This window comes from Mucilaginibacter sp., from assembly GCF_028288225.1.
Lineage (GTDB): Bacteria > Bacteroidota > Bacteroidia > Sphingobacteriales > Sphingobacteriaceae > Mucilaginibacter.
The window spans coordinates 140,504-165,563 of record NZ_JAQBOC010000094.1 but is presented as its reverse complement, the minus strand read 5'-3'; the positions used below and the strand labels follow the sequence as shown (position 1 = coordinate 165,563).

24 protein-coding genes are annotated in these 25,060 nt (G+C 40.7%); 15 read left to right on the top strand and 9 right to left on the bottom strand.

Going from position 1 to position 25,060, the window contains the following annotated elements; all coding sequences use genetic code 11:
- From JWQ54_RS27940 to JWQ54_RS27925, 4 genes are all read left to right on the top strand, one after another.
- Nucleotides 1–991, top strand: a 991-nt coding sequence (locus JWQ54_RS27940) for a sugar kinase (protein WP_299591194.1), incomplete at its 5' end; no start/stop codon positions are given.
- Between the two features lie 71 nt (nt 992–1,062).
- Nucleotides 1,063–1,722 (top strand): bifunctional 4-hydroxy-2-oxoglutarate aldolase/2-dehydro-3-deoxy-phosphogluconate aldolase, encoded by a 660-nt coding sequence (locus JWQ54_RS27935; protein ID WP_299591192.1) that lies wholly within the window; start codon nt 1,063–1,065, stop codon nt 1,720–1,722.
- A 20-nt stretch (nt 1,723–1,742) separates the two neighbouring features.
- Nucleotides 1,743–3,029: an MFS transporter gene (locus tag JWQ54_RS27930; protein ID WP_299591190.1), complete on the top strand. Its 1,287-nt coding sequence runs from the start codon at nt 1,743–1,745 to the stop codon at nt 3,027–3,029.
- A 2-nt stretch (nt 3,030–3,031) separates the two neighbouring features.
- Entirely contained in the window at nt 3,032–4,048 is a 1,017-nt protein-coding gene (locus JWQ54_RS27925) for a zinc-binding alcohol dehydrogenase family protein (protein WP_299591188.1), read from the top strand.
- Nucleotides 4,049–4,143: 95 nt separating this feature from the next.
- Here the strand turns inward: JWQ54_RS27925 and JWQ54_RS27920 are convergent, their stop codons facing one another.
- The 7 genes from JWQ54_RS27920 to JWQ54_RS27890 form a co-directional block, all read right to left on the bottom strand.
- On the bottom strand, nt 4,144–4,959 hold the full coding sequence (locus JWQ54_RS27920; protein ID WP_299591186.1) for an alpha/beta fold hydrolase: 816 nt from the start codon (nt 4,957–4,959) through the stop codon (nt 4,144–4,146).
- A 71-nt stretch (nt 4,960–5,030) separates the two neighbouring features.
- The gene (locus JWQ54_RS27915) at nt 5,031–5,255 is read right to left on the bottom strand and encodes a CDGSH iron-sulfur domain-containing protein (protein WP_299591184.1); all 225 of its coding nucleotides are present in this window, start codon (nt 5,253–5,255) and stop codon (nt 5,031–5,033) included.
- 199 nt (nt 5,256–5,454) lie between these two features.
- Nucleotides 5,455–6,141, bottom strand: a complete 687-nt coding sequence (locus JWQ54_RS27910) for an arylesterase (protein WP_299591182.1) — start codon at nt 6,139–6,141, stop codon at nt 5,455–5,457.
- Nucleotides 6,142–6,422: 281 nt separating this feature from the next.
- Nucleotides 6,423–8,978: an FtsX-like permease family protein gene (locus JWQ54_RS27905; protein ID WP_299591180.1), complete on the bottom strand. Its 2,556-nt coding sequence runs from the start codon at nt 8,976–8,978 to the stop codon at nt 6,423–6,425.
- Nucleotides 8,979–8,984: 6 nt separating this feature from the next.
- The gene (locus JWQ54_RS27900; RefSeq protein WP_367187149.1) at nt 8,985–9,677 is read right to left on the bottom strand and encodes an ABC transporter ATP-binding protein; all 693 of its coding nucleotides are present in this window, start codon (nt 9,675–9,677) and stop codon (nt 8,985–8,987) included.
- Between the two features lie 128 nt (nt 9,678–9,805).
- A complete protein-coding gene (locus JWQ54_RS27895) occupies nt 9,806–10,414 on the bottom strand; it encodes a GNAT family protein (protein WP_299591176.1) in 609 nt (202 codons plus the stop codon).
- Between the two features lie 19 nt (nt 10,415–10,433).
- A complete protein-coding gene (locus tag JWQ54_RS27890; protein ID WP_299591174.1) occupies nt 10,434–11,939 on the bottom strand; it encodes an aminotransferase class V-fold PLP-dependent enzyme in 1,506 nt (501 codons plus the stop codon).
- A gap of 153 nt (nt 11,940–12,092) precedes the next feature.
- On the opposite strand from JWQ54_RS27890, the gene JWQ54_RS27885 reads away from it, so the two are divergent.
- From JWQ54_RS27885 to JWQ54_RS27860, 6 genes are all read left to right on the top strand, one after another.
- On the top strand, nt 12,093–13,541 hold the full coding sequence (locus JWQ54_RS27885; protein WP_299591172.1) for a PLP-dependent aminotransferase family protein: 1,449 nt from the start codon (nt 12,093–12,095) through the stop codon (nt 13,539–13,541).
- Nucleotides 13,542–13,583: 42 nt separating this feature from the next.
- Nucleotides 13,584–14,048, top strand: a complete 465-nt coding sequence (locus JWQ54_RS27880; protein WP_299591170.1) for a DinB family protein — start codon at nt 13,584–13,586, stop codon at nt 14,046–14,048.
- 118 nt (nt 14,049–14,166) lie between these two features.
- Nucleotides 14,167–15,918 carry an ABC transporter ATP-binding protein gene (locus JWQ54_RS27875; protein ID WP_299591168.1) on the top strand — a complete coding sequence of 584 codons (1,752 nt, stop codon included), beginning with the start codon at nt 14,167–14,169 and terminating at the stop codon, nt 15,916–15,918.
- Nucleotides 15,899–17,668 (top strand): ABC transporter ATP-binding protein, encoded by a 1,770-nt coding sequence (locus tag JWQ54_RS27870; RefSeq protein WP_299591166.1) that lies wholly within the window; start codon nt 15,899–15,901, stop codon nt 17,666–17,668. Before JWQ54_RS27875 ends, JWQ54_RS27870 begins: the two co-directional genes overlap by 20 nt.
- 213 nt (nt 17,669–17,881) lie before the next feature.
- Nucleotides 17,882–18,586 (top strand): NUDIX domain-containing protein, encoded by a 705-nt coding sequence (locus JWQ54_RS27865; protein ID WP_299591164.1) that lies wholly within the window; start codon nt 17,882–17,884, stop codon nt 18,584–18,586.
- A gap of 313 nt (nt 18,587–18,899) precedes the next feature.
- Complete coding sequence (locus JWQ54_RS27860) at nt 18,900–19,916, top strand: type IX secretion system membrane protein PorP/SprF (protein ID WP_299591162.1); 1,017 nt, start codon at nt 18,900–18,902, stop codon at nt 19,914–19,916.
- A gap of 82 nt (nt 19,917–19,998) precedes the next feature.
- On the opposite strand, the gene rpoN is transcribed toward JWQ54_RS27860, so the two are convergent.
- Nucleotides 19,999–21,474 (bottom strand): RNA polymerase factor sigma-54, encoded by a 1,476-nt coding sequence (rpoN, locus tag JWQ54_RS27855; protein ID WP_299591160.1) that lies wholly within the window; start codon nt 21,472–21,474, stop codon nt 19,999–20,001.
- Nucleotides 21,475–21,627: 153 nt separating this feature from the next.
- On the opposite strand from rpoN, the gene mscL reads away from it, so the two are divergent.
- A complete protein-coding gene (gene mscL / locus JWQ54_RS27850) occupies nt 21,628–22,038 on the top strand; it encodes a large-conductance mechanosensitive channel protein MscL (RefSeq protein ID WP_299591159.1) in 411 nt (136 codons plus the stop codon).
- Nucleotides 22,039–22,139: 101 nt separating this feature from the next.
- On the opposite strand, the gene JWQ54_RS27845 is transcribed toward mscL, so the two are convergent.
- Nucleotides 22,140–23,015 (bottom strand): ChaN family lipoprotein, encoded by an 876-nt coding sequence (locus tag JWQ54_RS27845; RefSeq protein ID WP_299591158.1) that lies wholly within the window; start codon nt 23,013–23,015, stop codon nt 22,140–22,142.
- A gap of 289 nt (nt 23,016–23,304) precedes the next feature.
- On the opposite strand from JWQ54_RS27845, the gene rpmH reads away from it, so the two are divergent.
- The 4 genes from rpmH (at nt 23,305) to tsaB (ending at nt 24,937) form a co-directional block, all read left to right on the top strand.
- On the top strand, nt 23,305–23,463 hold the full coding sequence (gene rpmH, locus JWQ54_RS27840; RefSeq protein WP_094570576.1) for a 50S ribosomal protein L34: 159 nt from the start codon (nt 23,305–23,307) through the stop codon (nt 23,461–23,463).
- 71 nt (nt 23,464–23,534) lie between these two features.
- Nucleotides 23,535–23,918 carry a ribonuclease P protein component gene (gene rnpA, locus JWQ54_RS27835; RefSeq protein ID WP_299591157.1) on the top strand — a complete coding sequence of 128 codons (384 nt, stop codon included), beginning with the start codon at nt 23,535–23,537 and terminating at the stop codon, nt 23,916–23,918.
- Nucleotides 23,915–24,157, top strand: coding sequence for a membrane protein insertion efficiency factor YidD (gene yidD / locus JWQ54_RS27830; protein WP_299591156.1), 243 nt, complete (start codon nt 23,915–23,917; stop codon nt 24,155–24,157). The genes rnpA and yidD overlap by 4 nt, the downstream gene beginning before the upstream one ends.
- An 87-nt stretch (nt 24,158–24,244) precedes the next feature.
- On the top strand, nt 24,245–24,937 hold the full coding sequence (gene tsaB / locus JWQ54_RS27825) for a tRNA (adenosine(37)-N6)-threonylcarbamoyltransferase complex dimerization subunit type 1 TsaB (protein WP_299591155.1): 693 nt from the start codon (nt 24,245–24,247) through the stop codon (nt 24,935–24,937).
- Nucleotides 24,938–25,060: the final 123 nt, after the last annotated feature.

The following is a 25,060-nucleotide window of genomic DNA, read 5'->3' as shown; positions in this document are numbered from 1 at the left end:
CTTCGGCGAATTATTGCTGAGGATAACCCCTGATGCTGGTGGCGAATGGCTCAATAATAATCAATTGCCTTTTTATGTTGGTGGTGCCGAGCTGAATGTGGCAACTGCATTGGCCTTATGGGGATTGCCATCCAAATACTTTACAGCGTTGCCGGATAACGGACTGTCTGCACAGATCATATCGTTTCTTCAAAATAAGCAGGTTGATACTTCGCCGGTTTATTATGGCGAGGGCAGGCTGGGTCTTTACTATTTAACAAAAGGCCAGGACCTGAAACATGATGCTTTAATATATGACCGTGCCGGCTCCGCATTTTCCCGGCTTAAACGAGGAATGATAGATTGGGATGAGATACTGAAAGATGTAAGCTGGTTTCATTTCAGCGCGATATGCCCTGCCATTAGTAAAAATGTGGCTGATGTTTGTACGGAGGTTTTACAAGCTGCTTCAAAAAAAGGGATAACTATTTCCGTAGATTTGAATTACCGCTCCAAACTATGGAAATATGGAAAAACACCATTGGAAGTAATGCCCGGACTGGTGAAATATTGCGATTTGGTAATGGGTAATGTTTGGGCCGCCGAAACTATGTTAGGAATTGAGGTTATCCCCAATATTCATGAATCGGGGCAAAAAAGTATTTACTTAAAGGAGGCATTAAAAACTTCAGAAGGCATTATGCAGCAATACCCAAAATGTAAAGCCGTGGCAAATACCTTTCGGTTTGATGCATCAGCTGATATAGATTATTATACAACCCTTTATACAGATGGGCAATTTTATAACTCAAAAGAATATGAAACCACGCAGGTAACAGACAAAGTTGGCAGCGGCGATTGTTTTATGGCCGGTATTATTTATGGGTTTTATAATGATATTGAACCAGTTGAAACGCTTGAATTTGCCACTGCTGCGGCATTTGAGCAATTATTTGTTAAAAGCGATGCTACAGACAGAACTATAACCGATATTAAAAATGCGATGAAATGAATCCGTCATGAGCTAAAAAAATAAATAACCGCTCATGATAGCTTCATTGCCATTAAAAACGAATTACCAAAATGAAAATCAAAAAAGCCGTATTGAACAGCATATTAACACAGGGCATGTTACCCTTGTTTTTTTATGAAGATGCCGAAGTGAGTCTGCAAATAACCCGTACGCTTTACAAAGCCGGCATCAGGGTAATTGAATATACCAACCGGGGAAAACAGGCTTTGGATAACTTTAAGGCCTTAAAGAAAGCGGCACATAAGGAAATGCCCGAGCTTTTATTAGGTATAGGCACTATAAAAAATGTGTCGGATGCTGAGGCTTTTATTGATGTTGGGGCCGACTTTATTGTATCGCCAATTATAAACCCCGAGGTTGCAAAAGTAGCCCATAAATATAAGTTATTATGGATTCCGGGTTGTATGACGCCAACAGAGATCTATGCGGCTCAAAGAAACGGGGCGGAGCTGATAAAGATCTTTCCAGCTAATATATTAGGTCCGGCCTTTATAAGTTCCATCAAAGATTTGTTTCCGGGGCAGCTTTTTATGCCTACAGGTGGAGTGGAGCTTAATTCAAAAAATATCAGCTCGTGGTTTCACGCCGGGGTATGTGCGGTGGGCATGGGCAGCAAGCTGATAAGCAAAGATGTTATGGACAAAAAACTTTACGACCAATTATACACCGATACCATTAAAGCGATAGAACTTGTTAAAGCGGCAATGTAATAAACCTGAAACCAATAATTATGAAAGAAAATAAGGTAGGAAACTACAGGTGGGTAGTAGTGGCCCTTTTGTTTTTTGCTACAACTATCAACTATCTCGACAGGCAGATCATCGGCCTGCTAAAACCAACCTTAGAAACACAGTTTAACTGGACGGAAATTGACTATGGACATATTGTAACCGCTTTTACTGCCGCTTATGCTGCCGGGCTATTGATATTTGGAAATTTTATTGACAAGATAGGTACAAAATTAGGATACATCATTTCCATAATTTTATGGAGCCTGGCCGCAATGCTGCATGCTATTGTCAAAAGCACTACAGGTTTTATAGTGGTTAGAATGGGATTGGGTATTGGTGAATCGGGTAATTTCCCGGCTGCCATTAAAGCTGTTGCAGAGTGGTTTCCTAAAAGAGAGCGTGCATTTGCTACAGGCATCTTCAATTCAGGGGCGAATATTGGTGCGGTTACTGCCCCGGTGCTGGTTCCATGGATCCTGGGTATTTACGGCTGGCAAATGGCATTTATAATTACAGGAGCGATCGGGTTTATATGGCTTATTTTTTGGCTGATATTTTATGAAATTCCTTCAAAGCACAAAAAGTTAACCGCTGCCGAGTATGAATTTATTCACAGCGATGCAGAAGAAGTTGTTGATGGACCCCAGGAAAAAGTTAAATGGGCAGCGCTATTAAGCAAGAGACAAACGTGGACATTTGTAGCCGGTAAGTTACTAACCGATCCTATCTGGTATTTCTTTTTATTCTGGCTGCCTTCCTATTTTGCAAGTACTTTTAATCTTGACCTGAAAAAGCCAAGCCTGCCTTTGGTAATTGTTTATTCGGCTACAACTATTGGTAGTATTGGCGGTGGTTACCTTTCCTCGTGGCTGATTAAAAAAGGATGGCCAATATTTAAAGCGCGTAAAGTTTCTATGCTGATATTTGCAATTTGCGTTGTACCGATTATAACCGCTCGTTTTGCAACCGGCATTTGGGAGGCTGTGGGCTTAATAGCATTGGCTGCTGCTGCACACCAGGCATGGAGCGCAACCATTTTTACAACAGCGTCAGATATGTTCCCCAAAAAGGCAATCAGCTCTGTTGTAGGCATCGGTAGTATGGCTGGTGCAGTTGGTGGGATCTTCTTTCCTACTTTGATCGGCTACATTTTGGAGACCTATAAGGAAGCAGGTCACCTGGTTGTTGGTTATAATATTATCTTCACTATTTGCGGTTTTGCTTATTTATTAGCGTGGGTAATAATGCACTTGCTTTCGCCAACTATGAAACGTGTTGAGTTATAGAAATGAAAACATTGATCTGCACCACCCCTGGCCTGCTGGAATATAAAACTGGTGAAAAACCTGTTTTGCAAAAGGGGCATGCCATTATAAAAGTAAAGCGGATTGGTATTTGTGGCACAGACCTGCATGCTTTTGAAGGTACACAGCCCTATTTTGAATATCCACGGATATTAGGACATGAGCTTGCCGGAGAGTTAATAGAATTTGATGATGCACCTGGCTTTGCACAAGGCGAACCGATAACCTTTATGCCTTATTTTAATTGCGGAACATGCATAGCGTGCCGTAGCGGCAAACCCAATTGTTGCGTGAATATTAAAGTTTGTGGGGTACATATTGATGGTGGCATGGTGGAATATATTTCTGTGCCTTCCTCATCTCTTGTGCATGGGGAAGGATTAAGCTATGATGAGTTGGCCCTGGTTGAACCATTGGCAATTGGCGCTCATGGCGTTGGCCGTGCAGGTATAAAAAACGGAGAATTTGTTTTGGTGATAGGAGCAGGGCCAATAGGTTTAGGCGTGATGGAATTTGCCCGGATTGCCGGTGCGCAGGTAATAGCTATGGATGTAAATGAAGGCCGCCTTGATTTTTGCAGGCAGCACCTGAAAGTAAACTATACAATAAATGCTAAGGATAGTGATGTGTCGAATCAGTTAAAGACAATAACTGCCGGAAATATGCCAACGGTAGTTATTGATGCAACCGGAAATCAGAAGGCTATTAATAATGCCTTTCAATATATGGCCCATGGGGCAAGGTTTGCGTTGATAGGTTTGCAAAAGGGTGAGATTAGTTTTAGTCACCCTGAATTTCATAAGCGGGAGGCAACGTTAATGAGCAGCAGAAATGCCACCCGGCATGATTTTGAGCATGTTATTGCCTGCATGAAAAATGGTTTAATAGATCCCAAAAACTATATAACCCATCGGGTTGGTTTTGATGAGCTAAAAAGGGATTTTGAAAGCTGGTTGAAGCCAGAAACCGGTGTGATTAAGGCGATGGTATCAATAGAATAACTTATTTCTCTGTGTTTCATTGCGAATCTCTTTGCGACCTTTGCGGTTAAAATTAACCATAGAGAAAGTACGGAGGGCACTGAGATTTATAAAATTTAAAAAGAGTTGGAATTACTTATCCCATCCAAAAAATCAAGCACTGCTTTATTAAATTCTTCGGGATGCTCCAAATTTGGCATATGGCCGGCATCCTCAATAACCACTAATTTGCAGTTTTGCAGGCTTTGCTGTAATTCCTCAGCTTTGGCAACAGGGGTAAATTCATCCTGCCTGCCAACAATTACAAGGGTGGGGATGTTAATGGTTGGCAAAACATCCTTTAAATAATCAATCCTTTCGGCCCTGGCCCGTAATGCTGTCGCTGCGCCTTTTGGTGAAGTTGCCTTCATCATTTTTATTATATGAGCGGCTACCGCTGGTTGTGAAGTAACGTGTTCAGGCTTTATCATTTTATAGATAACCTCATCCGAGTAGGTATCCATTCCCTCTTTTTCCAGGCGATCAGCGGTATCATAACGGCCCTGCTTAACTTCCGGGGTGTCTAAACTGGCAAATGTATCGGCAAATATCAGGCTTTTTATCCTTGACGGTGCCTGCCTGAAAATTTCCATAATAATTTGACCGCCCTGCGATAACCCGGCCAAATGGAAACTGTCAATGGCCAAAGCATCCATTAGTGTAAGCAGATCGGTTGCATAATCCTCAAACCTTGTAGGAGCCGATTTAGGCAAGCTGCTTTTGCCATAGCCTCTTATATCTGGCGTAATAACCCGGTATAGTTTTGAAAGAGCCTCCGTTTGCGGATCCCACATGGTGTGATCAAATGGGTGGCCATGTACCAGCAGGATAGGTGCGCCTTTGCCGGTTACCTTATAGGAAATTGTAACGTTATTAACTTTTACCGAAGCCATGGATAAGATTTTATAGTATAACAAATTTCAGTTTTACGAAGTTCCTAAAAACTTCGTAAATCTTATGTCATTTATACTTTTTTTGGCGGCAGATCAAATGCTATTGCATTGTGGTCGAAGTTGCCTTTGTGTGAGCCATCGCAAAAAGGCTTATTGGCCGAAAGACCGCAACGGCAAATAGAAACAATATTTCTGCCCTGCAAGCCATAAGCATTGCCTTGCATGTCAACTATTTCAAAGTCGCCATCTATTTTTACAGACCCATTACTGTTGATAGTAAGTTTGGTTTTTTCCATTTATTTTAATTTTTTGCGAAGGTAATCATCCTTTACTATCAATAGGAAATTGTTGCTTATATAGACGAATTCTAATTAAAAATTACCGGCATTTTTTTTGAAAACGCGTTATATAATATCGTTTAAAGAAAAGTGGCCCGGATAATTTTATAACGCTTTGTACCGATTAAACCGATTTAAACCAATTTGTGTATTGAAATTAGCCTTTGCCAAGCAATACGCTCTCCAATACCTGCCAAACATTATTACCCACAATTTTGGCGCCTTCGGCAGTTGGGTGGATGCCATCCTTTTGGTTTAAAGAGGGCACGCCGCCAACATCCTTTAAAAGAAAGGGCATAAAGGTCATGTCGTTTTTTGCTGCCAGTCCGGGGAAAATAGCTTTAAAGCTATAGGCATATTTACTCCCCATATTTGGTGGTACCTGCATGCCCAGTAATACCAATTTAGCATCGGGATACTTAGCTTTTACTGCATCAACAATTGCCTGCAGGTTTTGCATGGTTTCACTTACAGGGATGCCGCGCAGCCCGTCATTAGCGCCAAGCTCCAGCACAAATACGTCTACCTTTTGCCTTAGGATCCAGGCTATCCGGGCTTTGCCGCCGGCGGAAGTTTCGCCGCTTACCCCTGCATTAACAACTTTAAAGTGCAGCTTTGCCTCATCTATTTTATTTTGCACGACACCCGGAAATGCCTGTGACGGATCATCCAAACCATAGCCCGCAGTAAGACTATCGCCAAAAAATAAAACGATTTTTGCTGTTGACAAAGAATCAGGCCGGTTAGTTGTAACTGACGCTTCTTCAGATGGCGCTTTTTTATCACCGCAGGCTGCAAAAAACAGTGCGATTATAATTAAGCATATGATATTTAGTTTACGCATTTATTTTTAGTCTAAAGTACAGAGTCAAAAGTCTGTAGTCCAGAGTCTTAAGTCAAAACCGATAGCCTGACTAAGGGCTAGAGACTTAAGGCTCTGAGCTAAAAAAAATCGCCCGTTCAAGCGTCCACGCTTGAATGATTATTGTTGTAAGCGTCCACGCTTACGTCTTTTCCACTTAGTTAATTTAAGCGTAGACGCTTAAATTGTTTGCATTCAAGTGTGGACACTTGAACGGGCGGATGGCTGACGAAGGACTATCGACTTAAGACTCCGGACTTAAATCAATTACTTCTCAATATCTCCAATGGTGGTCTATTCAACACACCGCGGCTGTTTAAAAGGCCGATGATTACTGTAAGTAACGATATTATAAAAAACAATATTACCGCCGGGATCAAATTAATAGTAAATGGAATTTCGAAACTGTATTTGGCTAAAAGCCAACTCCCTGAAATAGCAATAACTATACCAGTTAGTGCCGATAAGGCGCCTAAAAATAAGTATTCTAAAGCAGTGATGGTAAATATTTGTTTACGGCTTGCACCAAGGGTACGCAGCAATACACTTTCCTGGATACGTTGATATTTGCTGATCCTTACCGAAGCAATTAAAACCACTATACCCGTAATAATACTGAAAGCGCTCATAAAACGGATAACGTAGCCTATCTTATCCAAAAGGCCATCTATCACATTTAAAACCAAACCCAAATCGATAATAGAGATATTTGGAAACTGGCGAACAACCGCCCTTTGATATTGTGCCGATACTTTTGCAGAAGGCACGTGGGTAAGCAGCACATGAAATTGCGGGGCATCTTCTAAAACACCTTTTGGGAAAACTATCTGGAAATTAGTTTGGATCTTACTCCAATTCACTTGCCTTACGCTGCTCACAACGGCAGGCATGCTTACTCCCTGCACGTTGAACACCAGGTGATCGCCAACGTTAACATGGTTACGCTTTGAAAAATTATCTTCAATGGAAACCGGGATCTCTTTGCCGGCATCCGCTTTGCCGATCCAATCCCCTTTTATTATTTTTTCGGTAGCGCTAAGTGTATCACGGTAAGTAACCCGGTATTCATAAGTAAAGGCACGGCTTGAAATTTTTAGCGTAGTGTCCTTCTTTACATCAGCTTCGGTTTTGCCGTTTATTTTCTCTATCCTGATAGATACAATTGGTACTTGCTGTAAAACAGGCAGGCCTTGCTGCCTGGTTAATTGAGCTATGCCTTTTTGCTGACTGGTTTGAATATCAAACAAGATCATATTTGATTGATTGCCGCTTGATGACAGGCTAACCTGCCCCATAAGGATACTTTGGATAAAGAAAAGCGTACAAATAAAAGCGGTACTAAGCCCAATCGAGACGATTAATATAATGGTTTGATTATTTGGCCTGTAAAGATTGGCAAAGCCCTGCCTGAATAAATAACCCCACGAGCTTTTTATAAATAGTCGCATCAGCTTCATTAAAAGCCATGCGGTGAAAGTCAGGATCAGGAAAGCTATTAGGATGCCGATGGTAAAAAATATACTTGCGAGCCAGCTACCCAATTGCAAAAAAGTAAATGTTATGATAAAAAGGATGATCAAAAGATAAACCAGCCATCTTAAAGGATCGCGCACCAGGTTCACATTGTCATAGTCAATGCGGAGGGTATTAAGTGGTGATATATTGCGGATGGAGATGAGTGGCAGTAAAGCAAACAATACCGAAATAATAATGCCCAATAAAATGCCCTGACCAATGGCCAGCCATGAAATATCGGTTGAGATAGTGATGGGCAAAAAATCCTTCATCACCATAGGTAAAATGTGCTGAATTGATGTGCCCAGCAAGGCGCCGATGACAGAGCCTATTATGCCTATGCCAATGATCTGGATGAGATAGATCAAAAATGCTTCCGAGGCTTTTACCCCAAGGCAGCGCATAATGGCAATGGACGCAATTTTTTCGCGGATATAAATATGTATGGCGCTTGCTACTCCAACACAACCAAGCAGCAGGGCAATAAAGCCAACCAATGATAAAAAGCGGGTCAGATCGCCAAAGGAACGGCCGGTATTTTCTTTCCGGGTCTCAATGGTTTCGATGTTCATATTTGCTTTATCCACCCTAAGGTCAATAGTTTTCACCAGCTTGCTTATATTTACAGGCTTATCATATTTGTAGTAAAAGCTATAATTGATCCGGCTGCCTTTTTTTGACAGGCCGGTTTGCCCCAAATACTGCATTGGGATATAAACTATAGGGGCAACGCCCGCTGAAACACCGGTTTGCCCCGGTGCTCTGTCAAGTATACCGGCTATTAAAAAGGTAACCTCCCCAACCTTTATTGAGTCATTTACATGCACATTGTATTGCATCATCAGGGTTTTATCAACCAAAGCTGTTTTACCGTTTTTAAATGATGTTCCTGCCTGTAATGGTTCTGTTTCAAGGCTGCCGTAGTATGGGAAGCCACCCTGCAATGCCCGCACCTGTACTAATCTTGTTCCCTGCGTTCTTGGAAAATAGATCATGGATACAAAGCTTCGCTCTTCCGATCTTTTATCACCCAGTGAATCAAGTAATGGTTTTATAGCGGCATCTGCAGGTTTATTGCCTGATATTACGAGGTCGGCCCCAATTAATGTAGCGGCCTGCGAATTAATATCATTTTGCAGGTTGTACCTGAAAGAGTAAATAGCAACCAGCGCAGCTATACCGAATATGATAGCCGAAATGAACAGCAGCAACCTGGAACGATTTTTCCTGCTATCGCGCAAAGCCATTTCAAAAAGCCAGGGAATATTTATTTTTCTTTTGTTAATGCCAGGAGTATTTTCCATTGCCGGTTATCCATTAATGGTTAAATCGTCAGCTATCAGTTTGCCGCCTTTTATGCGGAGGATGCGTTGCGTTTTTGCTGCCAGCTCAAGGTCGTGCGTTACCACAACTAAAGTGGTTCCGGCTTCTTTATTCAGATCAAAAATCAGTTTGACCACCTTTTCGCTGGTTTCGGCATCAAGGTTTCCGGTTGGCTCATCGGCAAATAAGATGCGGGGCGCATTGGAGAAAGCCCTTGCTAAAGAAACCCTCTGCTGCTCGCCGCCTGATAATTGGGTAGGGTAGTGGTGCCCGCGATCGGCAAGGCCAACTTTATCAAGCAGATCTAAAGACCGCGCCCTGATATTCTTTTCCCTGCGAAGCTCCAGTGGAACCATCACATTTTCTAACGCGGTTAATGTGGGCAGCAGCTGAAAGTTTTGGAATATAAAGCCTATATATTGATTGCGTACCTGTGCAAGCTGATCCTCAGTTAGTTTGCCAAGGTTAATGCCGTTTAGTTCCACCATGCCTGAGCTGGCCCTGTCGAGCCCGGCGCACAGGCCCAGCAATGTTGTTTTACCGCTGCCTGATGGCCCTACAATTGCATTAGTCGATCCGGCCGCAACAGCGAAGTTTATATTGTCAAGCACAGTTAGCGTTCTGCCTGCGCTTTGATATGTTTTTGTAAGATTTGAAATATTGAGGATGTTTTCCACTATAAGCCTTTTTTATGGTATAGATAGTGAAAATATCTCTTTGTTACATTTTTGATGAGTTGATTAAGTTGAATGAGTTAGAATAAATTGATTAAGTTACATTAAGATGATTTTAAACCTAATCAACTCATTCAACCAATCAACTTGTTTTTAAGTTTTTCCTTAACTCCGCTATCCCATTCTTCTTTTAAAATACTTAAAACTATCGAGTCCCGGCGGCCGCCTTCCTGCAAGGGCATATTGTTTCTTAAAATCCCTTCGGTGACGCAGCCTATGCTTTTCATTGCTGCAATGCTGCGGTCATTCCTTGCATCGGCCCTAAACTCAACACGTACAGCATTTAAAGTTTCAAAAGCCAGTTGCAATAGTAAAAACTTGCAACGCTTGTTTAACCCCGTGCCCCTGAACTTTTCGCCATACCACGTATATCCCAATTGAACAGTTTGCCACGTTTGCTGAATATCATAAAACCGTGTGCTCCCTGCATAGCTTTGGCTTTGTTTATCATAAACTATAAAAGCATATTCTTTGCCGGCTGCTTTATTCTCAAGCGCGTCTTTGATATACCTGCGCATGCCATCTTCGCCCCTGGCGCTTAAATAGGAGTATTTCCATGTATCGGGCTCATTTAAGGCGAAAGGTAACAGGAAGTCATAATCGCTTTCGAGCAGGGGCCTCAACAATACACGTTCATCCTCTAGAACATAATTGGCATTCAGATCATAGTTCAGCGTCATCATTATAAAGTTTTGTTGTGGTTTATTTTTTTACTAAAAAGTCAAATTTGAACAATTTTGAGTCATATTCTTTCATCAGCGTATTGCCTATGGCAATAGTACCGGCAACCATCTCATCCAAATGATTCCGTCGGGTGCGATGATTGGTAATGGCAACGCGGATAGCATATTTTCCATTAAGCAGGGTATTTGATGGGGCGGCAACGCCTTTTTCCTGCATCCTCATTAATAACTCTTTGTTCAGAACGTTTAACTGATCATCATCCAAATTACCGGGATTGTACCTGTAGCACACAATATTCATAGTAACTGCTGCCATTAGTTCTAATTCAATATGCTGTTGTATTTGCCTGCCAAGATAAAATGCCTGGTCAATGTTCTGTGCTATCATAGCTGCATATTTATCTATTCCATGCTCTTTTAAGCTCATCCAAACCTTTAAAGCTTTAAAACCACGTGATAATTCCATCCCATAATTGGAAATAGTTTCGGGCCCTGCGGCAAGGCCCCTGTCATGGGCGGTAAGATAGTTGACAGCGGTAGCAAAGGCTGCCCTGTGCGTTGCTGCATTTTTAAACAATACGCAGCCCACTTCATATTGCATATACATCCATTTATGCAGATCAAAAGCCACACTATCCGCCTCCTCAATTGCCTTTAGCTTATCCTGGTATGCAGGCACCAGTTTTGCAAGTGCACCAAACGCGCCGTCAATATGGAACCAGATCTTTTCGGTCCTGGCTATTTGCAAAAGCTCGTTTAATGGGTCAATGGCCCCGGTGTTAACTGTTCCGGCATTGCCGATCATGCAGAACGGCATAAAGCCATTATTCTTGTCTTCCTTAATTTTGGCTTTCAGCGCTTCAACGTCAATTTCGTAATTATCATTTACCGGGATCTTTCTTAACTGTTCATTGCCAATACCAATTACTTCAGCGGCTTTACCGAGGCAATTATGGGTTTCGCTGCTGCAATAGGCAGTTAATTTACCCTGTGCTGCGTAAACCCCTGCGTTTTTTGCATTAGCAATAATGGTATTGCGGGCAACTATAAGTGCTGTAATATTAGCGATTGATCCGCCGCTTACTAATATACCGCTGCTATCTGCAGGATAGCCCACTAATTGCTTACACCAGTTAATAACCTGTTTATCTACATACAACGCGCTTTGGTCGCCAATGGTAGCGTTGCTGTTCATTACACCTGCAAGCAAATCGGCAAAGGCGCCCATTGGCGTACCGGTACCCTCTACCCATGCAAAATATTTTGGATGGATATTGCCGCCATGATATGGAAAAATATTTTGCTTAAAGTCCTTATATACATCAAAAATATTAGCAGGCTCTTGAGGGATGGGCTTTTTAAGCTCATCCTTTACCTGCTCTGGAATAGGCGTCCACACTGGTTTTTCGCCAATGCCCTTTAAATATTCAACCATATCGTCAATTATCTGGTGACCTAAAGTTTTGATATCATCCCAATCCGCCGGATCCAACCCAATTTCGGGTTTTGAATTTATCTCGTTCATAAAATTATTTTGCCTTACAAAAATGTGTTATAATTTATTAATAAAACAGATGCAGAATTATTATTTTTGTGCATAACAGATTAGTGGATTAATTGACAGACAAAGTTCTGTCAATTACCTAATATTAAAAACCCGATTGTTGCTATAATACAGATGATAGATAATCCGACCCTGGTAACGGCTCCTGACGAAGACTTTTTGTATATGCAAATTGCCGATAGGCTGGGCAGCCTGATCCATCAGCGAACATTAAAAACAGGAGAGAAATTACCTTCTGTTCGCGCATTAAGCCAGGAGCAGGGCATAAGCCTGAGCACAGCCTATAAGGCTTACGTTCAATTAGAAATTAAAGGATTGATTGAAGCAAGGCCCAAATCGGGCTATTATGTGCGGTACACGCCAGCCCGCTCTTTTGACGAATCCAGGCGTGAGATGCAGGGCAATGAGTCGGAAAAGGTAAGCCTTGATGAGATGATAGCCATGGTATATCGTAATTTTTCGGCTGATAGTATTGTGAAATTATCGGTCGCTTCACCAGCGTTATCCCTGCTGCCGCGGGCTAAGCTCAATAAATCAATTGTGGAAGCTATCCGCTTAAGCAACAATAGTTGCATTGGCTATGAGGGAGTACAGGGGAACGCAAATTTAAAAACACATATAGCCCGCCAGGCTTTTAGCTGGGGCGGTAATATATTACCAGATGATGTAGTAACCACGCAGGGATGTATGGAGGCATTGGTGTTTTGCCTACGCGCGGTGACAAAGCCAGGCGATGTAGTAGCGATTGAGAGCCCAACCTATTTTGGGATCTTTAGTACTGTGCAAAGCCTTGGGTTAAAAATAATAGAGATCCCTACTGATCCCGTCAATGGACTTGACCTGGATTATTTGGCAAAGGCTATTGGCAAACAGCCAATAAAAGCTTGTTTGTTTGTACCCACATTCAGCAATCCATTAGGCTATTGCATGACCAATGAAAATAAAAAGAAGCTGGTTGAATTATTAGCTAAAAACCAGGTGCCGCTTATTGAAGATGATATTTATGGCGAGATGCATTTTGGCAAAACAAGGCCGCGTACCTGCAAAAGCTACGATAAACATGGCCTGGTGATGCTGTGCTCGTCGGTATCGAAAACATTGGCGCCGGGGTACCGGGTTGGCTGGTGTATTCCCGGGAAATTTAAAGCACAGATCATCAATTTAAAGCTGATGCATTCGCTTTCATCAGCATCGCCCACACATGCGGCAATTGGGCACTTTTTTGAAACAGGGAGGTATGACCTGCACATGCGCAACCTTCGTAAAGCGCTGCATACACAATGTTTAAGGTATACCCAGGCCATTGCCGAATATTTTCCGGGTGATGTTAAAGTAAGCAGGCCGCAAGGTGGTTATGTGCTTTGGGTTGAGATGAACAAAAAAATTGACGCCTTTGAACTGTATAAACAGGCATTAGATTACAAAATCAGCATTTCGCCGGGGCAGATCTTTAGCACGGACAGCCGTTTTACAAATTTTATCCGGATCAGTTTTGGGATCCCGTATAATGATGAAATTGAGCAGAGCCTTAAAACACTGGGTAGCCTGATAAGTAAATTTTAATAAACAGCCAACTATCTTTAATAATATCCGTTATATAGATAAATGATCCAATCCTCCTTAACACACCGTTTAAAAGATCAGCACCGCGCTATTACCTCTATCATTATAAACCTTAATGACAGGCAAATACAACAACATCATATTAAAGGTAAATGGAGCATTCATGAGCATATTGCCCACCTGGCAAAGTATCAGCCTGTTTTTATCGACCGGATCAGGAAGATATTGTTGATGGATGACCCGGAGTTTGAAGCATACAACGCCGAAAAAGATGATGGTTTTGAGATCTATTGTGCATTTACAACTTATGAACTGCTGAAGAAAATATCATCAGACAGGGAAATTATCTATAACCTGGTAACCAAATTATCGCCCGATAAGCTTGACCGCATGGGCCGTCATCCCAAATATGGGAAATTAAACATCTTAGAATGGACCGAATTTTTTCTTTTACATGAAGCTCATCACCTGTTTGCTATTTTTCAACTGACACATACGCTGAAATAGTTGGCATTACCTGATTCAGACAATAAAATTTTTCCTTTCCTCAATCGTCATCACATTAAATAACAATTCATTGTTATTTTTACCCGCGCTTTATGTCTAAATAAAAAATAAAAAAAATATGCCTGAAGATAAACCGAAACAACCCGGCATTTTTAGCCTGTTAAAACCATATTCGGGATTGGTGTTTTTGTTGATAATGTTTGCACTTTTTAGCAACGGCATTAACCTATGGCTGCCCAGGATAATCTCTCATGGTATTGATGATTATATTCATAGCATGACGCAGCGGGTACACTTTGACACAGGCCCGGTTATTATAGAATTTACTTTAGCGGTACTGTTTATCTTTATCTGCTCCTTTCTGCAAAGTGTTATCCAAACCTATACCTCTGAAAAGGTGGCCCGCGATCTGCGCACCAGGCTTTCAGATAAGATCTCGCGCCAAAGTTATGCTTTTGTTGAGGAGGTAAATCCATCAAAACTATTAACCAATCTTACGGCTGATGTAGATTCTATAAAGCTATTTGTATCTCAGGCGCTGGTATCCATTGTATCGTCAGTATTTATTATAATTGGCGCCAGCATTTTGCTGCTTACCATTAACTGGAAGCTGGCCATATGCGTAATAGCTATTATCCCCATAATTGGCGGTACATTTTTTTACGTGCTTAAAAAGGTACGTAAGCTTTTTATGAAAAGCCGCGAGGTTATAGATTGGCTTAATAAAGTAATAAACGAAAGTATTTTAGGGGCGGCGTTGATCCGCGTAATTAACTCACAACAACTGGAGTTTGATAAATTTTTGCAGGCCAACACCAAAGCAAAAGATTTTGGCATATCTATTTTAAGGATGTTTGCCGGGCTAATTCCGGTTATAACTTTTTCGGCCAATATAGCTATGCTAAGTATTCTGGCATTGGGCGGACATTTTGTAATAAACGGTACCATGAGTCTCGGAGATTTTGCAGCTTTTAACAGCTACCTGGCGCTGCTGATCTTTCCTATCCTGGTTATCGGTTTTATGAGCAATATTATAGTCGCGGCAAGTGCCTCCTTTCAGCGGATTAGTACGGTTTTAGATGCTGTTGATACAACTGAGAAAGGTGTATTAGAGGAAACTTTACTCGGGAATATCCAGCTAAACGATATATCAGTATCCTACGGACAAAAGCCGGCGCTTAAAGCAATATCCATGGATATAAAGGCAGGTTCAAAGATTGCCGTAATTGGCCCGACCGCCGCCGGAAAAACCCAGCTGCTTTACCTGCTTACCGGCCTTATAAAACCAAAAAGCGGAACCATTTTATTTGATGGTAACAGCATTGACGATTATAATAGCGAATCGTTTCATAGCCAGGTAGGTTTTGTTTTCCAGGATAGTATTATTTTTAACATGAGCATCCGCGAGAATATTGCATTTAGTGATACGGTTACCGATGAATCATTACAAAAAGCCATTGATACGGCCGAGTTAAGGGAATTTATTGAGAGCCTGCCCGAAAAGTTAAGTACCATAGTTTCAGAACGGGGTTCGAGCTTATCAGGCGGACAAAAACAGCGCATAATGCTGGCGAGGGCGCTGGCAATAAATCCTAAAATTTTATTGCTTGATGATTTTACTGCCCGGGTTGACGCCAATACCGAAAAGAAGATTCTGGCCAACGTACAAAAGAACTATCCGGGATTAACATTGCTGTCGGTAACTCAAAAAATAGCTTCGGTTGAGCATTACGACCAGATAATTTTATTAATGGAGGGAGAAATTATAGCCAGCGGCAAGCATGATGACCTGATGAAAACCAGCCCCGAATACGTACAGATCTATAACTCGCAACAAAGCACCAGCAATTATGAACTACAACCTAAATGACCTGCAGGCAAAGGCGCCAAAAACCTCAACCTGGTCGTCGCTAAATAAACTGCTGCAGCTAATATCGCACGAAAAAAGAAACCTTTGGCTGGCTTTTTTTACCATCCTGGTTACTTCAACAATAAACCTAATGGGTCCGCTTGTTGTGGGCAACACTATCGATAAATACATTTTTGTAGCACACAAAAACTATCATGGTGTATTGGTAAACTGTGCCATTTTGTTTTGTATGTACCTGGTTTCGTTAGTATCCAGCTATGTGCAAACCATGCTGATGGGCGGGGTAGGACAGCGCATGCTTTTTACACTCCGTAACTCTATATTTAATAAATTACAACTGTTGCCGGTAGGGTTTTTTAACCAGAACAAGGCAGGCGATCTTATTTCGCGCGTTAATAATGATACGGATAAGCTGAACCAGTTTTTTTCGCAATCATTAATGCAGTTTATTGGCAGTATAGCTACCATGTTGGGTGCAGGAATATTTTTACTGACTATAAATATAAAGCTTGGAGCGGCAACGCTTATCCCTGCTGTTATTATATTAATATTTACCAGCGGAACATCAGCATGGGTAAAAAGAAAGAATGCCAAAAATCTTAAAAGCGTTGGCGGCATGAGTGCTGAGATTCAGGAAAGCCTGAACAATTTTAAAGTGATCATCGCGTTTAACCGGCGCGATTATTTTCGCAAGCGTTTTGATGAGGCAAATCAGCAAAACTATAAAACATCCATTGGCGCAGGTATAGCCAATAATTCATATGTGCCGGTTTACGGAATGCTTTCGAGCTTTGCACAGCTGATAGTATTAGCTTATGGTATTTACCTGGTATCATTGGGAGAGTTAGGCATTGGCTTGCTGGCGGTAAGCTTTTTATCATACGCCAACAATTTTTATAATCCATTAAGGCAATTAGCAGCATTATGGACAAATTTTCAGGTGGCTATGGCTGGGTGGGACAGGATATCACAGATCCTGTCGCTGAAACCTGACCTGGCGATTGTACAAAGCAATGTATCTGAGCCCGCTGCTCCTCTTTTGGAATTCAGGAATGTGCATTTTGGATATGATGAGGATAGAGAGATCCTGCACAATATCAGCTTTAAATTGGAGCAGGGCAAAACCTATGCTTTAGTTGGTCCAACGGGGGGAGGCAAAACAACAACCGCATCATTAATAGCCCGTTTGTATGACCCTGGCGAAGGGCTGGTATTACTTAGCGGTAAAGATATAAGGAGCTATGAACCTGTTGACAGGACAAAAAAAATAGGCTTTATTTTACAGGAACCATTTTTATTTACCGGCACGGTACGTGATAATATACTGTACGGCAATGAGCTTTATGTTAACTACACCAATGAGCAACTGGAACAGGTGATCAGGGAAGCAAACCTTGGCAGCTTACTTGCTATATTTGAAAGCGGACTGGATACAAAAGTCCTATCAAGTGGTGATAGCATCAGCCTGGGACAAAAACAGCTGATTGCCTTTATGCGGGCTGTATTACGCAACCCCGAATTACTTATTTTAGATGAAGCAACCGCCAACATTGATACAATTACAGAAAAATTGCTAAGTGAAATCTTAAACAAGCTGCCCGCAACTACAACCCGCGTAATTATAGCACACCGGTTAAATACCATTGAAAATGCCGATGAAATATTTTTTGTCAACTCAGGCGAAGTGATCCGTGCAGGCTCATTTGATCATGCAATGGATATGCTGTTGCAGGGAAAAAGAGTGAGTTGATTGGAGTCCGAAAGTCCGGAAAGTCAGTAAAGTCCGAAAGATTAATCTTTATTCGGACTATGTAATTTAGGTTTCTAAACAAATTATCCGCTGTTACTTTTCTTTTATCTTAGTAATAAGTTTTTTTTCTTTCGGACTTTCGGACTTTCCGGACTTTCGGACTATTTTCCCAAAAAAAATTTATACACTTGTAAATAAACTATAAAACCGATTATGCAAAGATATACTGGTCAAAAACGAATTTTAGTTGCTACTGATTGTATAATTTTCGGATTTGACGGATGGAATTTAAAATTGCTGCTTGTCCAGCGTAATATTGAGCCCGAAAAAAATAAATGGAGCCTGATGGGTGGTTTTATTCAACCCTCAGAATCTCCGGAAGATGCAGCCAATCGCGTTTTGGAATTGCGGACGGGTTTAAAGAATGTTTACATGGAGCAGTTCCAGGTGTTTGGAAAGCCGGACAGAGACCCGGTTGAAAGAACCTTATCCATAGCCTATTTCGCGCTGATAGATATTCACCAGTATGAACAACAAATAAGCGATGAATATCATGCAGAATGGTTTTTATTAAGCGAAATGCCCGAACTGATCTTTGACCATAACGAAATGGTTAAACTGGCTAAAAGGCAGTTGCGTTACAAAGCTGCCCTGCACCCTATATTGTTTCAGCTGCTGCCCGAAAAATTTACTATCCCTCAACTACAGGCCCTTTACGAAGGCGTTTATAACACCACGTTTGATGACCGTAATTTCAGCCGTAAATTATTATCAACCGGTTTGCTGGTAAAATTGTCCGAAAAAGATAAGTTTTCTTCAAAAAAAGGAGCATTTTATTACAAGCTGGATCAATCACACTATACTGAGAATTTTGAAAGATTTTTAAACCTTGTCCCTAATCCCGATAAATTCTTTTAGCACACAAGCAATTTTTGCACATCTGCGGCACCTGCATGTATTTTATTATTGGCATTGCGTATCACGTTATATTACATCTTTATAACAAATTTTGATGTCATACATGTTAAATCGTATTCAATATCTTAATTCTTAATCAAATAATATGGCCGGGTATATAAAACAGATAGGGAGAAAAAGTATATTCGTACATTGATATGGCTGTTTGGGAGGGTTGATCATAAATTCAAGATTTAATCAAATGATTTGATAGTAACATAATCCCAATAATGTTCATGAAATTTACCTTGCTGTATAAGAGCATAAACTGTTAATGAAAAAAATTCTATACTTATTGCCGGTTTTTCTTTCGTGCATGCAATTGATATCGGCACAACAAAAGCCGCAGTACACTCAATATGTTTTTAATAATTACCTGTTAAATCCGGCTGTTGCGGGCATTGAAAATTATACCGATGTTAAAGCTGGTTACCGTAGTCAATGGACAGGTTTGCAGGGAGCGCCTGTAACCAGTTATCTAACTATAAATGCACCGCTTGGCCAGAATTTTTTACAGGGCGATGCTACAGCTTTCCCAGCCAACGGCGGCATAAATCCGTCAAGCAGGTTATATACGCAAAACTATATGGCTGCCGAGCCGCATCATGGTATAGGCTTTATGGTTATTAGCGACCAGGCCGGACCTATCAATCAAACCAATATTAATGCATCCTATGCTTATCACCTGGGCCTGGCAAGTAATTTAAACCTGGCTGTGGGGGCTTCCGCAGGATTTAATCATATCAGTCTAAATACATCGCTAATTACGCTTGAAAATCCACTTGACCCTGCCATTAGTAACGGGAATAACAGCCAATGGAAACCGGATTTGAGCATAGGCACCTGGTTATATTCATCAAACTATTATGTGGGTGCTTCGGTACAGCAGCTAATACCGCAAAACCTTTACTTTAGCACCAATAATTCTTACAACCAAAGCAAAACAGTTCCTCAATATTTTGTAACCGGGGGGGTGAAACTTTTTTTAACGGATGAGATAACCCTGCTGCCATCATTTTTAATAAAAATGATTAAACCTACTCCAGTCACTTACGATTTAAATGCCAAGTTCTCTTTCAGTGATAAATTTTGGTTTGGCGGCTCCTATCGCCATAACGACTCGTTTGGCGTATTAGCCGGGGTAAATGTAAGCTCGTTTATAAATATCGGGTACTCTTATGATATTACAACATCAGCTTTAAACACGGTAAGTAACGGCACCCATGAAATTGTGATAGGCATACTGCTTAATAACAGGTATAAGGTTACATGCCCGCAGCACCTTTTTTGAGTTTGCAGTGGGCCGTTTTCAGTTGACAGTTGATAAGTGTGTTAAAACTGCTAACTGTCCAGTGCCAACTGCATACTATATCCTATAGTTCCTTCCTCAGCCTTGCAACCGGAATGTTCATCTGTTCGCGGTATTTGGCAACTGTGCGGCGGGCTATATTGTAGCCGGCATCTTTAAGGATGTCAGTGAGTTTTTCGTCAGCTAACGGATGGCGTTTATCTTCGGTGCCAATATGTTCTTCCAATATTTTTTTAACTTCCTTATTTGATACCTCCTCACCACTTTCAGTTTGTATAGCTTCGGAAAAAAAGGATTTTAGCAGGAATGTGCCAAACTCTGTTTGTACATATTTTGAATTGGCAACCCTTGATACGGTTGAAATATCCATGTTGATCCTGTCGGCAATATCTTTAAGGATCATTGGTTTTAAATTCTTATCGTCGCCGGTCAGAAAAAACTCGTATTGATATTGCATAATGGCGTTCATGGTTTTTAAGAGCGTTTGCTGGCGCTGTTTAATAGCATCAATAAACCATTTTGCCGAATCGAGCTTTTGCTTTACAAACTGAACAGCTTCTTTCAATTTTTTATCCCGTTGCGACGCCTTGTCATAATGCTCAAACATTTCCTGGTATGAACGGCTTACCCTAAGTTCCGGGGCGTTCTTTGAATTTAAGGTAAGTATCAGGAACCCATCGTTATTTGAGATATGGAAATCAGGGATCACCTGCATTTGCTTGGTGTTTACCTCGTTAGAGTCGCCTGGTTTTGGATTAAGCTTTAAAATTTCATTTACCACAGCCCTTAATTCAGCCGAGTTCATGTTTAATGATTTTTCAAGCTTATCATAATGTTTGCGGGTAAACTCATCCAGGTAATGCTCAACAACCATTATCGCCTTTTTTATGATCGGATCGTTCGGGTCTTTTTTGCGCAGTTGAATCAAAAGACATTCCTGCAAACTACGGGCGCCTACACCGGCAGGGTCAAAACTCTGGATAACTTTTAGCATATCTTCGACCTCTTCATCTTCGGCAAAAATATTTTGCGAAAATGCAAGATCGTCAGTAAGTGATGTTATAGGCCTGCGCAGATAACCATCGTCATCAAGGCTGCCAATTATCTGTTTGCCTATTCTGAAATCTTTATCTGATAGCGGGAGAAGATCAAGCTGTTGCTGAAGGCTTTCAAAAAACGAGCTCTGTACAGCAATAGGTATTTCCTTTCGTTCATCTTCATCATCCCCGTTTTGATCATACTTTGATCCGTATTCATTCAAATTATCTTCCTGCAGGTAATCTTCAATGTTAAACTCATCGGCTTCACCTTTTTCTTCATCACCGTTATAAGTATCCTCTTCCGGGTCGCGGTCAGGGTATTGTTCTTCGGGTTCGTTTAAATTAGTTAAGCTAAGATCTTCAAGCGCAGGGTTTTCTTCCAGCTCCTCTTTTATGCGTGTATCCAATGAAACGGTGGGGACCTGCAGCAATTTTATAAATTGTATTTGCTGCGGAGAGAGTTTCTGTAAAAGTTTCTGTTGAAGATTTTGTTTTAACATAATTAGATGACGTCAAAAATACATCAATTACTTTAACTAAAAAATAGCTAAAATAACTTGGCATTGGCAAAGCATATAATACTGAAAAAAATAATTTGTTTGGATGACTTTGAAATTTATTAGTTACTTTTAGATTAACAAAAATCAGGGCATATGGCGATAATAAAAGAATTTAAAGAATTTGCCATGCGTGGCAATGTAGTTGACCTTGCTGTCGGCGTTATTATTGGTGCCGCTTTTGGTAAAATTGTTACATCGTTAGTAGCTGACGTTATTATGCCTCCAATTGGTTTTATAACTGGCGGAGTTGATTTTGCTGATAAAAAGATTGTTTTGAAAGAGGCCGATCCAGCACACAAGATCTTAGAAAACGCAATACACTACGGTAATTTTATAAACGCTATAATCCAATTCCTGATTGTTGCATTTTGTATTTTTATGATGGTTAAGGCAATTAATTCATTAAAAAAAGAAGAAGAACCTGCACCTGCAGTTGATCCGGAACCAACAAAAGAAGAAATTTTACTTACTGAGATAAGAGATTTGCTTGCTAAGAAAGCTTAATTCGTTGTTCATTAGTTCACTGGCTCAATAGTTCATTGGTCTTGTCATTTTAAACATGAAGTGACAAGACCAATGAACTATTGAACCAATGAACCAGTAAACTAAAAAGTTTTAGGCAATTTAGGGTCTGTAAGTATAATATAATCGGCTTTGCTGGTAAATTTACTCCAGTCGGGGTTATCAAAACTATCATCATCATAAGCAGCAATATTCAGGATGCGCACATTGGGCGCATACTTTTTTAACTGGGCGGCGGTGCCCAATTTTTCTTCACTGTGAAAACCGCCGTTTACCTGCAATATCTTAAACCCTGGATGGTTTCTAAATAATAGTGCTACATTATAGCCCATGGTTGCATCCCAAAGGTTTTGCGCCTGGTACATTTTCATGTTACCCATTGCGCCATGCCCGCCCATTATAGCAACAAATTTATCATAATAAGCGCCGGTGGCAGTATCAATGGGTAATGGAGGTAATAAAGCTTTCCCCTTTTCATCAAGCTGCTGCAAACTGCCCAGCCCTAAACGGTTAACCATATTGGTGTATCGTGCCGGTGCATTAGCTGCTGTAACCGGTATATGGTTAGTTTTAGCCAGTTCGATCAGCGGGCGGTAATCTTTATAATTGTGCCAGGCACGTGCTTCGGTAATAAAGTTTTTTTCGCGGATAAGGCCTGCAAGATATTCATTAAGCGGGGTTTGGCAGTCTGTTTCAAACATTTCCATTGATAAAGCCACCTTTCCCTGGTATTTATCGGCAAGCTTTTTGAAAATAGCATATTCCAGGTAATGCCCCGTTGAGTCATTATGGTCTTCGCCAAAAAACAAAACATCGGCTTTTCTCATATCATTTGCTATCTCATCAAGCGTTACTATCTTTTGCTTTGATGAGCTGTAGATCTTGTAATGGGTAGATAAGGAATCCTGTGATAATACACAGAGAGGCAATACAAGTAGTATTATGAGTATAGCTTTCATTATAGGTTGATTGAGTTGATTAAGTTAGATTGAGTTTTGAAAATTACTTAAGCGCATCTTCATGATTATAAAGTGCAATATATTTAAACCGCTGAACATATCAAACTGATTTCAGATCCAGCATTAAAGATAGAATTGGTACGCCGCTCTAACTCAATCAACCTAATCTAACTTAATCAACCCTTCGAAACCTCATCAACTCAAAAAAGCAAAACAATATTTGAGAAATACCAAAAAATAACTACATTTGCGCTCTTGTTTTAAAAACGACGAATAGAATAAAATAGCCATGAAAAGAACGTTTCAGCCCTCACAAAGGAAAAGAAGAAATAAACACGGTTTCCGTGAGCGCATGTCAACTGCTAACGGCAGAAGAATATTAGCATCGAGAAGAGCTAAAGGCAGAAAAAGATTATCAGTATCTGACGAACGCAGTCATAAAGCATAAAGCTGGTTGCTTTCTCCGGATAGGGGCTTGAGCCGGTTGTATACTTAAATTTCGGTTCAGCATCAGCAACTATGTACACTTTTAAAAAAGAAGAACGGTTATGTAATAAGAAGCTTATTGACAAGCTTTTTCATAACGGTTCTTCTTTTTTATGTTACCCTTTTAAAGCTTCGTGGCTGTTGGTTAATGAGCCCGCGCAATTTCCCGTTCAAATTTTATTTTCGGTATCAAAGAGGCGTTATAAACACGCTGTTGACCGTAATTTAATAAAAAGACGCATACGTGAGGCTTACAGGCTTAATAAGCAAAAATATTTATACGATGTATTGAACAGTAGCAACAAAAAAATTGTGCTTTCAGTAGGCTTTATAGGTAAGGAAATTGCTGAATATGATTTTGCTGAAAAAAAAATGCTGAAGCTTTTAACACAGCTTTGTGCAGAAATTGAAAAATGAAAGCTATCAGCAACATATTGAAGCTTATAGTTGGATCAGTTTTCGTTGTGCTTATAAAAATATACCAATATTTTATATCACCGTTAACCGGTGCTTCATGCAGGTATACACCTACCTGCTCACAATATGGAGTAGAAGCAATAAAAAAACATGGCCCCTTTAGAGGCGGGTGGTTAACTTTAAAACGTATTGCCAGCTGCAACCCCTGGGGGGGCCACGGGCATGATCCCGTACCATGATATGAGTCTTAAGTCCGGAGTCATAAGTCAAAAAGTGGCTATATGCACTGACTTAAGACTCCGGACTTTGGACTTAAGACTTAAAAAATGAGCCTGATTTTACAAATTGAAACCGCTACTCCCTCATGTTCTGTTGCCCTGGCAAAAGATGGAGTTGTATTGGCCTGTAAACAGGTTAACGGGCGTAATTTACACGCCGAAGTAATCACCAGGTTTATTGAAGAAATAATATCAACAGTTGGTTTCAACTATCCGGATCTTGATGCTATTGCAGTTAGCTGCGGGCCAGGTTCATACACAGGGTTGCGTATTGGTATATCAACAGCCAAAGGTTTATGTTTTGCACTTGATAAACCGCTTATTGCTATTGAAACTTTAGAGGCCATGGCTTATGGGATTATCAGTATGGATGAATACAAATCAAAAGAAAACCTGCTTTTGTGCCCTATGATAGATGCCAGGCGAATGGAGGTTTATACCGCAGTATTTACCACTAGCGGCGAAAGAATAAAACCAACCTCTGCGACAATAGTTGATGAAAATAGTTTTGATGATCTTTTAAAAAACAACGAGATCTTGTTTTTTGGCGACGGTGCCGAAAAGTGTTTTAATGTTTTGAATAAAAACCCCAACGCTTCCTTTTTACCGGGCTTTGAAAACTCGGCAACCAGCCTTACCCAAAAGGCAGCAGAAAAATTTAATAATGGGGAATTTGAAGACGTTGCTTACTTTGAACCCTATTATCTTAAGGATTTTATTGCCGGTAAAAAAGCGGGGTGATTTCGGAATTCGGATATTCGATTTCGGATTTATAGCGATTAGAAATTTATTCAGAATTTAAATAACAAAGGCAATTATTTTGCATCCGCATTCCAAAAATTCCGCATTCAACACTCCGAACTC